Genomic DNA, 15746 nt, shown 5'->3' on the forward strand with positions numbered 1-15746 from the left:
CATGAAATTAAGGCGGAGTAGTCGGCTTGTAGATATGACGCATTATTTGCTTTACCACCCACATCAGCTCGTCCCGCTTACTTTTTTTGCGGAACGATACGGATCAGCGAAATCGTCAATTAGCGAAGATTTGGCTATTATTAAGCAGACGTTTGAACAGCAAGGGATCGGTTTGTTGCGCACGCTTCCTGGGGCAGCAGGGGGAGTACAATACGTACCGAAAATGTCAGAAGCAGAAGCGAAACAATTTATTCAACAATTATGTACACGACTGGCAGATCCTGATCGTTTATTGCCGGGAGGTTATTTATATATGACTGATCTACTTGGCGATACGCGCATCGTTAACCAAATTGGACGCTTATATGCTTCTGCGTTTGCGCATGAACAAATTGATTTTGTTGTGACAGTTGCAACAAAAGGGATTCCTCTAGCCTATGCTGTTGCGAGCTTTTTAAACGTACCTGTCGTCATTATTCGTCGCGACAGTAAAGTGACGGAAGGATCAATGGTCAGTATCAATTACGTATCTGGTTCATCGAAACGTATTCAAACGATGGTGTTATCGAAGCGAAGTTTAAAAGAAGGAGCCAATGTCTTAATTGTAGATGACTTTATGAAAGCGGGCGGAACGATTAATGGCATGATTAGTTTGCTTGCAGAATTTCGCACTAATGTTGTTGGCATTGGTGTGCTTGTCGAGTCGGAAGAAGCAGAAGAACGACTTGTCGATGAATATGTTTCCCTTGTGAAACTCACATCTGTTAATGTAAAAGAAAAACAAATTACAGTAGAAGAAGGAAACTACTTTCATTTTGTCAAATAAATAAAACGATTTTTACATACAGGAGGAATAGACATGAAAGTTGTACACACAAATCAAGCTCCACAAGCGATCGGACCATACTCACAAGGCATTATTGTTAACAACATGTTTTACAGCTCTGGTCAAATTGCTTTAACACCAGAAGGAGAGATGGTACAAGGAGATATTCAAGCACAAACGCATCAAGTGTTCAAAAATTTACAAGCAGTGCTTGAAGCGGCAGGAGCGTCTTTAGAAACGGTTGTGAAAACAACGGTGTTTTTAAAAGACATGAACGATTTTGCGGCGATGAATGAAGTATATGGACAATATTTTTGCAATCATAAACCAGCGCGTTCTGCTGTTGAAGTTGCGCGCTTACCAAAAGATGCGTTAATTGAAATTGAAGTGGTTGCACTTGTCAAACAATCGTAAAAAATTTTTTTTATGTTAGCAGGAAAATAAAAAACAGTGTGGAATAAATTCACTTAAGTTCTTATATAGGGAAAAGGTGGTGAACAGAATGGAAGTAACTGACGTGAGATTACGCCGCGTGAATACCGAAGGACGTATGAGAGCGATTGCCTCGATTACGTTGGATCATGAATTCGTCGTTCATGATATCCGTGTGATTGAAGGCAATAACGGCTTGTTTGTCGCTATGCCAAGCAAGCGTACTCCTGACGGGGAATTCCGTGACATCGCTCATCCAATTAACTCAACAACCCGCGGGAAAATCCAAGAGGCTGTTTTAGCTGAATATCACCGTGCTGGTGAGTTGGAAAAAGAGCTTGAAGAAGCAGGTGCTTCGTAATCATAAGAAAGGACCCTTTCGCTTAAAAAGGGTCCTTTTTATATGGGAGATCATGTTTATTCTATTCATAAAGAACATATGATGAAAATGATGAATTTTTTTGGCAGATGACAATGTTTCCTTGAAATACATACATAATTGATATATATTCAATATGGATAAAGAGAGGTATGGAGGCCTTACGATGAAACGATATGCGATCATTTTAGCGGCTGGACAGGGGACGCGTATGCGTTCAAAGCTGTATAAAGTGTTGCACCCTGTCTGTGGCAAGCCGATGGTACAACATGTAGTAGATGCAATTTCTACATTGCATGTAGATCGACTAATTACCGTTGTTGGTTTTGGAGCAGAACGAGTGAAAGAGCAGCTTGGCAGTCAAAGTGAATACGTCATTCAAGAACAACAGCTTGGGACGGCGCATGCCGTAATGCAAGCAGCACCTCATTTAGCTGATAAAGATGGTGTAACTCTCGTTGTTTGCGGGGATACGCCATTGATCACCTCAGAAACGATGGAAGCGCTTTTACATCATCATTTGCAAACGAAAGCGAAAGCAACGATTTTAACCGCCCTTGCAGAAGATCCAACAGGATATGGTCGCATCGTCCGTAATAAAGATGGACATGTTGAAAAAATTGTAGAACATAAAGACGCAACAGAAGAAGAACGAAAGATTCAGGAAATTAATACAGGGACGTATTGTTTCGATAATCGTGCATTATTTGAAGCGCTTACGAAAGTATCAAATGACAATGCACAAGGAGAATATTACTTACCAGATGTGATCGAAATTTTGAAAAAACAAGGCGAAATCATTTCAGCATATGAAACACCGATGTTTGAAGAAACGTTAGGTGTAAATGACCGCATTGCGCTTGCGCAAGCAGAAAAAATTATGCGTGCACGCATTCATCGCAAACATATGGCAAATGGTGTGACAATCATCGATCCGGAGCATACGTATATAGCACCTAGTGTAAGCATTGGACAGGATACAATCATTTATCCAGGGACATGGCTTGAGGGGCATACGGTGATCGGTGAAAACTGCATGATCGGACCGAATAGTGAAATTAAAAATAGTCGTATTGGTAATAACACATCGATTCGTCATTCGGTTGTACATGATAGTGAAGTAGGCTCAGAAGTAACGATCGGCCCATTTGCTCATATTCGTCCGCTATCTAAAATTGGCGATGATGTAAGAATTGGAAACTTCGTTGAAATTAAAAAAGCGACGTTTGGAAATGGAAGTAAAGCATCGCATTTAAGCTATATTGGGGATGCCGAGGTAGGTGCGGACGTCAATATTGGCTGTGGCACCATTACAGTAAATTATGACGGTATGAATAAATATGTGACAAAAATTGAAGATGGCGCGTTTATCGGTTGTAACTCGAACTTAATCGCTCCTGTTGTTGTGGGAAGTGGAGCGTATGTAGCGGCTGGCTCAACGATTACTGATGATGTACCTAGCCAAGCTTTAGCCATCGCTCGTGCTCGACAAACAAATAAAGAAAATTATGTTGAACGTCTACAAGCGAAGAAAAAATCCTAATGGAGGTTTATTGACCCATGTCTCAGTATTTGAATTCTAATTTAAAGTTATTTTCGTTAAATTCGAATCCGATTTTAGCTCAAGAAATTGCGAAAGTGATTGGTGTTGAATTAGGAAAGTGCTCCGTTTCTCGTTTTAGTGATGGGGAAATTCAAATTAATATCGAGGAAAGTATTCGGGGATGCGATGTTTATGTTATTCAATCAACAAGCGCTCCTGTAAATGAGCATTTAATGGAGTTACTTATTATGATAGATGCGTTAAAGCGGGCATCTGCTAAAACAATAAACATTGTTATGCCGTACTACGGATATGCTCGTCAAGATCGCAAAGCGCGTTCTCGTGAGCCGATTACGGCAAAATTAGTTGCTAATTTATTAGAAACAGCTGGTGCGTCTCGCGTCATTACGCTTGATTTGCACGCGCCGCAAATTCAAGGATTTTTTGATATTCCAATCGATCATTTAATGGGAGTTCCGATTTTAGCAGATTACTTTAAAGAAAAGCAGCTTGATGATATCGTTATTGTTTCCCCAGACCATGGTGGCGTAACGCGTGCACGAAAAATGGCAGATCGTTTAAAAGCACCGATTGCCATTATTGACAAGCGTCGTCCAAAACCAAATGTAGCAGAAGTGATGAACATTATTGGGAATGTACAAGGAAAAACGACGATTTTAGTGGACGATATTATTGATACGGCTGGTACAATTACTTTAGCAGCAAATGCATTAGCTGAGCATGGGGCAAAAGAAGTGTATGCATGTTGTACGCACCCAGTTTTATCAGGTCCAGCAATTGAACGAATCCAAAACTCGAAAATTAAAGAGCTTGTTGTCACGAATACAATTGCTATTCCTGAAGAAAAGAAAACGAATAAAATTGTTGAGCTATCTGTTGCTCCTCTTATCGGTGAAGCAATTATTCGCGTACACGAAGAACAATCGATTAGCGCGTTGTTCGATTAATGATGTTTAGACCTTCCTATTTTAGGGGAAGCTATGAGCGATTCTAAAATAGGAAGGTGATTTCATTGTTACAACTTCAATTACGTCCAGATCATCGACGTTCCTATATGAAACAAATGCGGAAGCAAGGCCATATTCCGGCTGTTTTGTACGGGAAAGCGATGAATAGCGAATCGGTTTTTGTTGATGCGGCTGAGTTTTTGAAGCAGTTGCGGTCTACGGGCGGTACTGGTCTTTTAGACGCAAAAATGAATGACAATCACATTCGTATCATCGTTCGTGATATGCAAAAACATCCGATTCGTCAAGATATTATTCATATTGACTTTTTAGCTGTTGATGCCAAAACAGAAATAGATGTTCACGTTCCTATTCATCTCATTGGTGAAGCAGCTGGCGTCAAAGATGGGGGCGTATTGCAACAGGCGATGCATCAATTATCCATTCGAGCATTACCGTCAAACATCCCGCCATCCATTGATGTAGATATAACGAATTTGCAAGTAGGCGATGTTATTACAGTTTCACATATTCAAACAAACGGTGCTTATGAAGTCAATCACGATCCGACAGAAGTGATTGCGTCCATCTTGCCACCGAAACAAGAAGAAGAAATTCATAGCGGTGAAGAACAAGAGCCGGGAAAACCAGAATCGGAAGAAGGACGGGAAACAACGCCGTGACGGACGTAGCCATCATTGGTTACGTCTTTTGCAGTATGGAGAGAAGGAGCAGGAGAAATGACAAAACTGTTTGTTGGTTTAGGTAATCCTGGGAAAGAATACGAGCAAACGAGACATAATGTAGGATTTATGGTGATAGACGAGCTCGCTCGTCGCTGGGGGCTTGCGCTTAACCAAACAAAGTTCCAAGGTATATTTGCAAGCGGCAACGTTTTAGGTGAAAAGGTCATATTGTGCAAACCGCTTACATATATGAACTTATCAGGCGAATGTGTTCGCCCGTTAGTTGATTATTATGGTATTAGCGTCGATGAAGTCATTGTTATTTATGACGATTTAGATTTACCAACGGGAACGGTTCGCTTGCGTCCAAAGGGAAGCGCCGGTGGTCATAATGGCGTGAAATCACTTATTCACCATTTGAAAACAGAGCAATTTAAACGCATTCGCATTGGCATTGATCGACCGAAAAATGGGATGAGAGTAAGCGACTATGTATTAGGCCGATGGATGGCTGAAGAAAAAATAAAAATCGAACAAGCCGTTCAAAAGGCGGCGGATGCATGCGAACGATCGTTGCAAATTCCGTTTGCGCAAGTGATGAACGAATTCAACAAGTAATGAATAATTCCCGACTAAATGGTTCAAAATGTATTCGATTAAAACAACCATTTGGGAGGGACAAGTATGGCATTACATTATTATTGCCGTCATTGTGGCGTGAAAATCGGAACAATTGATGCGCTCAAGCTAGAGAGTGAGCAATTAGGTTTTCATCGACTAACAGAAGAAGAAAGATTAGATATGATTCAATATCTTCCGACAGGGGAAATTTGTGTAAAGTCGATTTGTGAAGATTGTCAAGAAGCGTTAGATCGGAATCCCGATCTTCATCAATATGAGAAATTTATTCAATGATTGGCTTTGGGAACCCAAAGCGTTTTTGTATTTATGTTTGGAGAGGAGGGAATTTTTTGAGAGGGTTACGGCAATATTTTATCAATCATGTGGAGATGCAATCGGTTGCAGAAGGGATTCGCAATGGGTTAAAGGAGCAGCTTGTAACCGGCTTATCTGGCTCTGCCCGTTCTGTTTTCATTTCTTCTTTATATGACAATACTGAGCGTCCTTTATGCATCGTAACGCACAATTTATTTCAAGCCCAAAAAATATATGACGACCTCATTCAATTAATTGATGAGGAAGAAGTGTTTCTTTATCCTGTCAATGAATTAATTGCAGCTGAATTAGCTGTAGCTAGTCCAGAATTAAGGGCGCAACGTTTAGAGGTGTTAAACTATTGGTGTGAACGAAAAAAAGGAATTGTCATCGCTCCTATTGCTGCCCTCCGACGACTATTGCCACCGAAAGATGTATGGCAACGTTACCAACTTCATTTTCGCATCGGTGAGCAAATGGATGTGGAACATTGCTTGAAACAATTTGTTGCAATGGGATATGAACGTGTATCTGTTGTTTCGACTCCCGGGGAATTTAGCGTTCGAGGAGGCATTATTGATATTTATCCGCTTACAGCCGAGCTTCCTTATCGTATTGAACTATTTGATGTGGAGATCGAGTCGATTCGGACGTTTTCAGTCGACGATCAACGTTCAGTCGCTGAAATGGACGAAATATTGATCGGACCGGCAACAGAATTGATCGTTGAACAACAAAATATAAACGAAGCGATTCAACAGTTAGAGGTACAATTTCATGATACGCTACAACATATTCATGATGAAAAAACAAAAAATCGTTTATTTGAACATGTTTCATTTGAATTAGAGCAGTTAAAAAACGGAAAATCAATTGAAGAAATGTATAAATATTTCTCACTCTTCTATCCTTCGGTTGCAAGTTTGCTAGATTATATTCCAGAAAACGGTGTTGTTATCATCGATGAAATGAGTCGTATTCAAGAAGTAGCAGAAAAACTGGAGCAAGAAGAGGCAGAATGGTACACGAATTTATTAGAAGAAGGAAAAATTGTGCAAAGTGTCTCGATTTCTCATTCGTTCCCAGAAGTATTGCAAAAGCGGATGAGATCAACGATTTACTTATCTTTATTTTTACGTCATATTCCATATACACATCCCCAAAACATTGTCAATGTATCTTGCAAACAAATGCAAGTGTTTTATAGTCAGATGCAATTGTTGAAGGCAGAAATCGAGCGATGGCAAAAGGGGAATTATGCTGTTGTATTACTAGCAGGAGATGAAGAACGAGCGAAAAAACTGAAACAGACGTTAGAAGATTATGATATTGATGCCGTTCAAATGGGGAAAGACGATGTATTGCTGCATGGGAAATGTCAAATTGTTTCGGCTAGTTTAGTTGCAGGTTTTGAATTGCCGATGCAAAAACTAGCTGTTATTACAGAAGAAGAGCTATTTAAAAAGCGAATGAAGCGTCCTTTACGGCGTCAAAAGTTGTCGAATGCCGAACGAATTAAAAGTTATACAGATTTAAAAGTCGGTGACTATGTCGTTCATGTTAATCATGGGATCGGAAAATACTTAGGAATCGAAACGCTAGAGATTAACGGCATTCATAAAGATTACATTCATATTCAATATCAAGGGAATGATACGTTATACGTTCCTGTTGATCAAATGGACCTCGTTCAAAAATATGTCGGTTCAGAAGGAAAAGAGCCGAAAATTTATAAATTAGGTGGAACAGAGTGGAAGAAAGTAAAAAAGAAAGTCGAGTCGTCTGTTCAAGATATTGCCGAAGATTTAATGAAGTTATATGCCGAGCGTGAAGCGAGCAAAGGGTATGCGTTTTCACCTGATAATGAAATGCAACGGGAGTTTGAAGCGGCGTTTCCATATCAAGAAACAGAAGATCAACTTCGATCCATTCGTGAGATTAAACGTGATATGGAAAGCGAACGTCCGATGGATCGGTTGCTATGTGGAGATGTTGGTTACGGAAAAACAGAAGTAGCGTTGCGAGCGGCATTTAAAGCGATTATGGATGGAAAACAAGTTGCATTCCTCGTACCAACGACGATTTTAGCGCAACAACATTACGAAACAGTTCGTGAACGTTTTCAGGGCTATCCGATTAACATCGGTTTATTAAGCCGTTTCCGTACAAAAAAACAACAGGCAGAAACGATTCAAGGCTTAAGAGATGGCACGATTGATATGGTTATTGGAACACATCGGCTTTTATCTAAAGACGTATCATTTAAAGATTTAGGTTTATTAATTATTGACGAAGAACAACGATTCGGTGTCGCTCATAAAGAAAAAATTAAACAACTAAAAACAAATATCGACGTATTAACATTAACCGCTACACCGATCCCACGTACGCTGCATATGTCGCTTATCGGTGTCCGCGATTTATCTGTCATCGAAACACCTCCGGAAAATCGTTTCCCTGTACAAACATATGTAATGGAATATAGCCCGATCATTGTGCGAGAAGCGATTGAACGAGAAATGGCGCGCGGAGGACAAGTGTTTTTCCTTTATAATCGCATTGAAGACATCGATCGGAAGGCAGAAGAAATTTCAGCGCTCGTACCAGATGCTCGCGTGACATATGCACACGGAAGAATGTCCGAACATGAACTCGAAGCGGTCATGCTTGCGTTTTTAGAAGGTCAGTATGATGTATTAGTGAGCACGACGATCATCGAGACAGGTGTTGACATTCCAAATGTGAATACGTTAATCGTTTATGATGCAGATAAAATGGGTCTTTCTCAACTATATCAATTGCGAGGGCGTGTAGGACGTTCTAATCGCATTGCGTATGCATATTTTACGTACCGGAAAGATAAGGTGTTAAATGAAATAGCAGAAAAGCGATTGCAAGCCATTAAAGAATTTACAGAGCTAGGATCCGGTTTTAAAATCGCAATGCGCGACTTGTCCATTCGAGGTGCAGGAAACTTGCTAGGGGCACAACAACATGGATTTATTGATTCCGTTGGTTTTGAGCTTTATTCTCAAATGTTGAAAGAAGCGATTGAAGAACGACGAGGAACGAAGCAAGAAAAGCCGTTTGAAGTGGAGATTGATTTAGAGATTGATGCGTATATCCCAGAGCATTACATTGCAAACGAACAACAAAAAATCGAGATGTATAAGCGATTCCGTGGGCTTGATTCGTTAGAAGAACTCGAACAATTACGAGAAGAAATGTTAGATCGCTTCGGTGATTATCCGGACGAAGTAGCTTATTTATTCCAAATTGCCGAAATAAAAATATACGCGAAACAGCATCTCATTCAGTCCATTAAGCAGACGAAGCAAGAAATTACAATTTTATTTTCACAAGAAACGACAAAGCAAATTGCTGTTAGTCAATTGTTTAAGCTCGGCGAACCGTATGGCAGAAATGTTGGTTTCGGCATGGATGGAGACTGCTTCAAAATTGTTGTTCATACAAAAGGAATGAAACCGCAACAATGGTTAATGATCGTTTATGAGTTGCTAAAAGGGTTAAAATATGATAAAAAATAATTGATTGCTTCATGTTTATTGTTTATAAATAAGTGGCAATGATGAAGATGGGGGATTTTCACTTTTAAAAAAATCCCCCTTTACTGTGTATATAACTTTATTTGTGACGGATACTAATCACAACAATGGTGAATTATTCAACTGCTTCACCAGTGCCATTTTTTAATCACTAGATGAAAGCGAGGCATCGATAGATGAAAGCAACAGGTATTGTTCGACGAATCGACGATTTAGGACGAGTTGTAATTCCGAAAGAAATTCGCAGAACACTTCGCATCCGTGAAGGAGACCCGCTTGAAATATTTGTTGACCGCGATGGCGAGGTCATTTTGAAAAAGTATTCGCCGATTAGTGAGCTAGGTGATTTTGCAAAAGAGTACGCTGAGGCTCTTTTTGACAGTTTAGGACAACCTGTTCTTATTTGTGATCGCGATGTATTTATTGCGGTAGCAGGCGGATCGAAAAAAGAGTATTTAAATAGGAGCGTAAGTGAGCTTGTTGAAAAAGTGATGGAAGATCGTCAGTCTATTTTGCATACAGAAGAAAAAAGTGTATCATTTGCCCAAGGTCATGAGGAACATATGCAATCATACGTGGTTGCACCAATTATTGCTGGAGGAGATCCAATCGGAGCAGTCATTATTTTCTCGAAAGATAAAACGCTTAGTGAAGTAGAGCATAAGGCAGCAGAAACTGCAGCAAGCTTCCTTGCTCGGCAAATGGAACAATAAAGGTAGCATCTCGCTACCTTTTTTTGATGTATAATTATATGTAATCGAAAAAAGGTGAAGTATATGGAAAAAAGGGATTGGTTGCGCGGTGCGCTTGTGTTGATGGTCGCTGCTGTATTTACAAAAATATTAAGTGCTTTTTACCGAATTCCGTATCAAAATATTGTAGGTGATATTGGATTTTATATTTATCAACAAGTTTATCCCTTTTATGGCATTTTTATCGCCTTGTCAACGTATGGTTATCCAGTTGCGATTTCAAAACTTATTGCTGAAAATAAACAATCTACATATACGTTTGCTGTTGTTCGGCTTTCTTTTTATTTTTTGTCATGTATGAGCGTTATTATGTTTTCTACTCTTTATTTTGGGGCTTCATCGCTAGCGATGGTCATGGGGGATCACCAATTAGCTTCGCTCATTCGAGCCATTTCATTTGTCTTTTTAATTCTCCCATTTACTTCTGTTTTTCGCGGATATTTTCAAGGGATAGGAGAGATGGTTCCGACAGCTGTTTCACAAGTAGTGGAACAATTCGTACGTGTGTTTTTTATTTTATTCCTTTCTTCTCTTTTGCTTCATCGCGGATTTACCGTTTATGAAGCAGGGGCTGGGGCGATGGTTGGTTCACTTATAGGGAGTTTTGCTGCCCTCGTTGTGCTCGTTGCATATATGTTGCGAAAGGGAATGGATGTTCATACCCAGCTATGGCTTCCAATAAAAGAAAAAAGAAAAGTGCTTTTATTTTTAGCCGTTCACGGGGTGACAATTTGTTTAGCAAATATGGTACTTATTTTGATTCAGCTCGTCGATTCATTTTCCCTTTTACCTTTGTTGCAACAAGCAGGATTACATGAGTTAGCTAAAACGGCGAAAGGAATTTATGATCGTGGTCAACCGTTCATTCAACTTGGAACCGTAGTAGCTACTTCTTTTTCGTTAGCGCTTGTACCGATGTTATCGGGCAAACAAAAAGAACGTAATGCAATATATACGGCTGTTCGCTTGGCATTTGTTATCGGAATGGGGGCTGCAGTTGGTTTAGTTTGTATATTAAAGCAAGCGAATATGATGTTGTTTAAAGATCATGTTGGTGCAATCGAGCTGACGATTTTGTCTATTTCTATTCTTTTTACTTCTTTAACATTAACGTTTATTGCTATTTTGCAGGGGCTTGGAGATGTATTTCGCCCGTTTCTCGTCGTTTGTATCGGCATGATAGCAAAATGGGTGCTGAATGTCGTGTTCGTTCCTTTATGGCATACAGTAGGAGCAGCTGTAGCGACATTTATTGCATATGTTGTCATGTGCGCCATCGCCTTTTTTTATGTACAAAAGCGAATACCTCGTCCTCTGCTTTCGCGTTCTATAATCATTCAAACGATACAGGCTGCAGCGATGATGGCAATAGTTTTAGCTGGATATATCATATTGACGAACGAGTTGCCATTTCACCAAGATCGTCTATTTTCGTCGTTTCAAGCAGTTGTTGGCGTTTTTATTGGAGCGTTTGTTTATATTATAATGATCGTTAAAAAAGAAGTTTTTGCGGAAAACGAATTGTTAGCTTTGCCATTTGGGCGTTACTTAATAAATATAAAACAAAGAAAGGCTGGATAGTCATGGGTACAATCACAATTGTCGGTCTTGGGGCGGGAGATATAGACCAGTTGTCTTTCGGTGTGTATCGCACATTAAAACAAGCGAAACGCCTCTTTTTGCGAACAAAAGATCATCCCGTTGTTGCGCAATTACAGGAAGAAGGAATATATTTTCAATCGTTTGACGATGTATACGAAAAATATGATCAGTTTGAACAAGTGTATGAGCATATTGTTGATCATTTATGTGGAGAAGTGAAAAAAGGGGATGTCGTATACGCTGTTCCAGGACATCCGCTTGTTGCTGAGCGCACAGTAAGGTTATTGCTTGAAAAACAAGATCATATTTCTATTCGTGTAGAGGGAGGACAAAGTTTTCTTGATGCTTTATTTACTGCTGTTCGTCTCGATCCGATTGAAGGGTTTCAATTCATTGATGCTACTTCGTTTCAATCGGACGAAATTCAATTAAGAAATCATATCATTTTTTGCCAAGTATACGACTCATTTATCGCTTCCGATGTAAAATTGGCGTTATTAGAAAAATTACCGCATGATTATTCTGTTTTTATCGTTTATGCGGCTGGAAGCAAGCAAGAACGAATCGAAAAAGTTCCACTATACGAACTAGATCGGGTTATAACCGTAAGCAATTTAACGAGTGTTTATGTGCCAAAAGTAGAAAATGAAGAGTTGTTATATCATGATTTTACTACGTTAAGACGTGTGATCGCGACGCTGCGTGGACCTAACGGTTGCCCTTGGGATCGGAAACAGACGCACGAGTCGCTGAAAAAGTATTTGCTTGAGGAAACGTATGAGCTTCTTGATGCGATTGATCGGCAAGATGATGAAAATATGATTGAAGAGCTTGGCGATGTATTATTGCAAGTGATGCTTCATGCCCAAATTGGCGAAGATGAAGGAATGTTTTCGATTGATGATGTCATCCGAGCCGTTACAGAAAAAATGATTCGCCGTCATCCGCATGTATTTGGAGACGTTCATGTCGAGCATGCGGAACAGGTCGTACGTAACTGGGAAGCAATCAAGCAGGCAGAAAAGGAACATGTATATCATTCATTGCTTGACGATGTTGCCAAAGCGCTACCAAGTACGTTGCGCGCATATGAATACCAAAAAAGAGCCGCAACAGTTGGGTTTGACTGGTCGGAAGTAGAGCCGATGTGGATTAAAGTGGAAGAAGAAATAAATGAAGTAAAGCAAGAAGCTCATCACATGGATGAAGAAAAACTAAAAGCAGAATTCGGGGATTTACTATTTGCGTTGATTAATGTATGTCGATATTATAAAGTCAATCCCGAAGAAGCGTTAGCGATGGCGAACGAAAAATTTTACCGTCGCTTTCAATATATTGAAAAGAAAGTGAAACAGTTAGGAAAAGAATGGAACACATATTCGTTACACCAATTAGATGAAATATGGGAAGAAGCGAAAAGGGAGGGGCTGTAATATGCGACTCGATAAGTTTTTGAAAGTTTCTCGGCTCATTAAAAGGAGAACATTAGCAAAAGAAGTCGCTGATCAAGGGCGTGTATTTATTAACGGTCAGCAAGCGAAAGCAAGTTCAACAGTAAAAATAGGTGATGAAATTATGATTCAATTTGGTCAAAAACATGTGACAGTGAAAGTGGTCGAATTGCAAGAACATGTGAAAAAAGAAGATGCGAGTGCGTTATATGAAATTGTAAAAGAAGAGCGAGTAGAATAGCTTGTTCTAAACTATTTCTCCCCCTCATACACTTGTACAAACGATCGTTGTGAGGGGGAGACGTCGATGACTCAAAATATGGGAAGTAAAGGGCCGATTCAAGAACACGACATTGTCATGCGCAGTCGGCGCACGTTAGAAATTACCGGTGTAAAACAAGTAGAAAGTTTCGATAATGAAGAATTTCTACTGGAAACGGTAATGGGCTTTTTGTCTGTGAAAGGACAAAATTTACAAATGAAAAACTTAGATGTAGACAAAGGAATTGTCTCAATTAAGGGTAAAATTTTTGAAATCATTTATTTAGACGAACATCATACGGAGAAAGCTAAAGGATTCTTTAGCAAGTTGTTTAAATGAGCTTGCATATGCAATTTACAACTTTGCTTGCGATGGTCGGAATCGGAATGATCATTGGGGCATGCTTTGACACATACGCGCACATATTCAATCGTTCCGAGCGTCATCGGCTCATCGTATGGATTGCAGACATTCTTTTTTGGGTGGTGCAAGCGTTATATGTATTTTACGCATTATTAGTCATTAACAATGGGCAAGTTCGCTTGTACATTTTTTTTGCCATATTATGTGGATATGCTACTTACCAGGCTTTATTCCAGCGTATGTACGTTCGTTTGTTGCAAAAAATTATTCACATTTTTGTAACGTTATATCGTCTAATTGTCCGAATACTTTATTATATCATCATACTTCCACTCCGACTTCTTTACCGTTTTTTTGTTTTTTTATTCATCACTACTTGTCATGTTGTTTTGTCAGTTGGTAAAATTTTATATAAAGTAATCTATGGATGTATACAATTTTTATTGCGACCATTTATATGGATCGGACGTTTCATTTGGGGAAGAACCCCTTTTCGCTTTCAAGCAGCTGCAGGTCGCTTCTTTCATATAGGAAAAGGATTTTTCATGAAAGTAGCGAATACATTTAAAAAAAAGGGTAATTAAAGAAGGAGCGGTGAAAAACATGGGCGCCCCACAGAGAAGTAAAGTGAAGAAAATACAAACGTCGTATGTCATTCAACAAGAAAAACAAGAATATAAAAAGGCACGACGTCGCAAAAAGAAGATGGTCCGTTTTAGTATTGTGGCAACGGTGGCGTTAGCCGCTTCTTCGCTATTTTTATATACGATGATGGTACAATCTGCCGCGATTGATGAACAACTAAAAACGAAAGAACAGTTAGAAGAAAAGTTACGCACGCTGCAACAAGATGAAAAAAGATTGAAAGAAGAAATCGAAAAATTAAATGATGATAAATATATTGCCGAATTGGCTCGAAAACAATATTTTTTGTCGAAAGAAGGAGAAATTATTTTTATTACTCCTGAGGAGTAAGTAAGATGGGCAGAAGGCTTATTGACACTTGTTTTTTTCATTATGTATAATGAAAGAAACGATTTTTCAGATTTTAAGGAGGAGCACTTTTTTTATGTCAATTGAAGTAGGCAGCAAGTTACAGGGAAAAGTAACGGGCATTACAAAATTCGGAGCGTTTGTTGAGTTACCAGAAGGCGCGACAGGCTTAGTACACATTAGTGAAGTAGCAGACAGCTACGTAAAAGACATCAACGAACATCTTAAAGTAGGCGATGTTGTCGAAGTTCGTGTCATTAATGTTGAGAAGGATGGAAAAATTGGCTTATCGATCAAAAAGGCAAAGGAACAAGCTTCACGTCCGCGCAATAAAGGAAACGATCGCGCTTCAAAAGAAAGCTTTGAGCAGAAAATTAGCCGTTTCTTAAAAGAAAGTGAAGATCGTTTAGCATCCCTTAAACGCCATACCGAATCTAAACGAGGGGGTCGTGGTGCTCGACGTGGTTAACTTGCTGCCGAATGGGACATGAGGCAGTTTATATAAGCATCCATTTCGTTAGTGGATGCTTTTTCGTTTGGATTTTATCAAAAAACTATTGACTTTATCGGAGAAACATAATAGAATTAAAGGTGTCGTTGCGTGGCGGCGTAGCTCAGCTGGCTAGAGCGTACGGTTCATACCCGTAAGGTCGGGGGTTCGATTCCCTCCGCCGCTACCAAATTGCGTAAATATTGCATAAACGGCCCGTTGGTCAAGTGGTTAAGACACCGCCCTTTCACGGCGGTAACACGGGTTCGAATCCCGTACGGGTCATTAAAAACACCAATTTCGTAACGAAATTGGTGTTTTTTGTTTATATAAGCCATTTTTTGTGATATTCCGTCGAAACATTTATGTGATTCATCTTCTTTTTTTGACAAAATTTTGATAATTCAGTCTGTATAATACAAGGTAATAGACGAATGCATAAAAAAGTCCTGCGGTAATATGTCAAGGTGAAACGTCATCGAAATTGGAAATTTGAT

At 39.5% G+C, this 15746-nt stretch carries 17 protein-coding genes and 2 tRNA genes; all 19 read left to right on the forward strand.

What is annotated here, in order from left to right; all coding sequences use genetic code 11:
* Nucleotide 1: 1 nt before the first annotated feature.
* The 19 genes from purR to ACYQY7_RS10340 all read left to right on the forward strand — a co-directional run bounded on the left by purR (nucleotide 2) and on the right by ACYQY7_RS10340 (nucleotide 15534).
* A complete protein-coding gene (gene purR, locus ACYQY7_RS10250; RefSeq protein WP_461201937.1) occupies nucleotides 2–826 on the forward strand; it encodes a pur operon repressor in 825 nt (274 codons plus the stop codon).
* Between the two features lie 33 nt (nucleotides 827–859).
* Complete coding sequence (locus tag ACYQY7_RS10255) at nucleotides 860–1240, forward strand: RidA family protein (protein WP_032101709.1); 381 nt, start codon at nucleotides 860–862, stop codon at nucleotides 1238–1240.
* An 88-nt stretch (nucleotides 1241–1328) separates the two neighbouring features.
* Nucleotides 1329–1619 (forward strand): septation regulator SpoVG, encoded by a 291-nt coding sequence (spoVG, locus tag ACYQY7_RS10260; protein ID WP_003398210.1) that lies wholly within the window; start codon nucleotides 1329–1331, stop codon nucleotides 1617–1619.
* 184 nt (nucleotides 1620–1803) lie between these two features.
* Nucleotides 1804–3180 (forward strand): bifunctional UDP-N-acetylglucosamine diphosphorylase/glucosamine-1-phosphate N-acetyltransferase GlmU, encoded by a 1377-nt coding sequence (glmU, locus tag ACYQY7_RS10265; protein WP_461201938.1) that lies wholly within the window; start codon nucleotides 1804–1806, stop codon nucleotides 3178–3180.
* A gap of 17 nt (nucleotides 3181–3197) precedes the next feature.
* A complete protein-coding gene (locus ACYQY7_RS10270) occupies nucleotides 3198–4148 on the forward strand; it encodes a ribose-phosphate diphosphokinase (RefSeq protein ID WP_035021116.1) in 951 nt (316 codons plus the stop codon).
* 56 nt (nucleotides 4149–4204) lie between these two features.
* A complete protein-coding gene (locus tag ACYQY7_RS10275; protein WP_461201939.1) occupies nucleotides 4205–4831 on the forward strand; it encodes a 50S ribosomal protein L25/general stress protein Ctc in 627 nt (208 codons plus the stop codon).
* Nucleotides 4832–4888: 57 nt separating this feature from the next.
* Nucleotides 4889–5452 carry an aminoacyl-tRNA hydrolase gene (pth, locus tag ACYQY7_RS10280; protein ID WP_461201949.1) on the forward strand — a complete coding sequence of 188 codons (564 nt, stop codon included), beginning with the start codon at nucleotides 4889–4891 and terminating at the stop codon, nucleotides 5450–5452.
* A gap of 66 nt (nucleotides 5453–5518) precedes the next feature.
* A complete protein-coding gene (locus ACYQY7_RS10285) occupies nucleotides 5519–5749 on the forward strand; it encodes an anti-sigma-F factor Fin family protein (RefSeq protein WP_461201940.1) in 231 nt (76 codons plus the stop codon).
* A 56-nt stretch (nucleotides 5750–5805) separates the two neighbouring features.
* Nucleotides 5806–9318: a transcription-repair coupling factor gene (mfd, locus tag ACYQY7_RS10290; protein WP_461201941.1), complete on the forward strand. Its 3513-nt coding sequence runs from the start codon at nucleotides 5806–5808 to the stop codon at nucleotides 9316–9318.
* Nucleotides 9319–9512: 194 nt separating this feature from the next.
* The gene (gene spoVT / locus ACYQY7_RS10295; protein ID WP_461201942.1) at nucleotides 9513–10049 is read left to right on the forward strand and encodes a stage V sporulation protein T; all 537 of its coding nucleotides are present in this window, start codon (nucleotides 9513–9515) and stop codon (nucleotides 10047–10049) included.
* A 63-nt stretch (nucleotides 10050–10112) separates the two neighbouring features.
* Nucleotides 10113–11669, forward strand: a complete 1557-nt coding sequence (locus ACYQY7_RS10300) for a putative polysaccharide biosynthesis protein (protein ID WP_461201943.1) — start codon at nucleotides 10113–10115, stop codon at nucleotides 11667–11669.
* A 2-nt stretch (nucleotides 11670–11671) separates the two neighbouring features.
* Entirely contained in the window at nucleotides 11672–13123 is a 1452-nt protein-coding gene (yabN, locus tag ACYQY7_RS10305) for a bifunctional methyltransferase/pyrophosphohydrolase YabN (protein WP_461201944.1), read from the forward strand.
* A 1-nt stretch (nucleotide 13124) separates the two neighbouring features.
* Nucleotides 13125–13382: an RNA-binding S4 domain-containing protein gene (locus ACYQY7_RS10310; protein ID WP_461201945.1), complete on the forward strand. Its 258-nt coding sequence runs from the start codon at nucleotides 13125–13127 to the stop codon at nucleotides 13380–13382.
* A gap of 66 nt (nucleotides 13383–13448) precedes the next feature.
* Nucleotides 13449–13742 (forward strand): sporulation protein YabP, encoded by a 294-nt coding sequence (yabP, locus tag ACYQY7_RS10315; RefSeq protein ID WP_461201946.1) that lies wholly within the window; start codon nucleotides 13449–13451, stop codon nucleotides 13740–13742.
* Nucleotides 13743–13750: 8 nt separating this feature from the next.
* A complete protein-coding gene (yabQ, locus tag ACYQY7_RS10320; RefSeq protein ID WP_461201947.1) occupies nucleotides 13751–14350 on the forward strand; it encodes a spore cortex biosynthesis protein YabQ in 600 nt (199 codons plus the stop codon).
* A gap of 19 nt (nucleotides 14351–14369) precedes the next feature.
* A complete protein-coding gene (locus ACYQY7_RS10325) occupies nucleotides 14370–14741 on the forward strand; it encodes an FtsB family cell division protein (RefSeq protein ID WP_461201948.1) in 372 nt (123 codons plus the stop codon).
* 94 nt (nucleotides 14742–14835) lie between these two features.
* A complete protein-coding gene (locus ACYQY7_RS10330; RefSeq protein ID WP_006323664.1) occupies nucleotides 14836–15228 on the forward strand; it encodes a S1 domain-containing RNA-binding protein in 393 nt (130 codons plus the stop codon).
* A gap of 134 nt (nucleotides 15229–15362) precedes the next feature.
* Nucleotides 15363–15439 (forward strand) — tRNA-Met (locus tag ACYQY7_RS10335).
* A gap of 23 nt (nucleotides 15440–15462) precedes the next feature.
* Nucleotides 15463–15534 (forward strand) — tRNA-Glu (locus tag ACYQY7_RS10340).
* The last annotated feature ends 212 nt before the right edge of the window (nucleotides 15535–15746 follow it).

This window comes from Anoxybacillus sp. TBDG-1 (assembly GCF_054815885.1).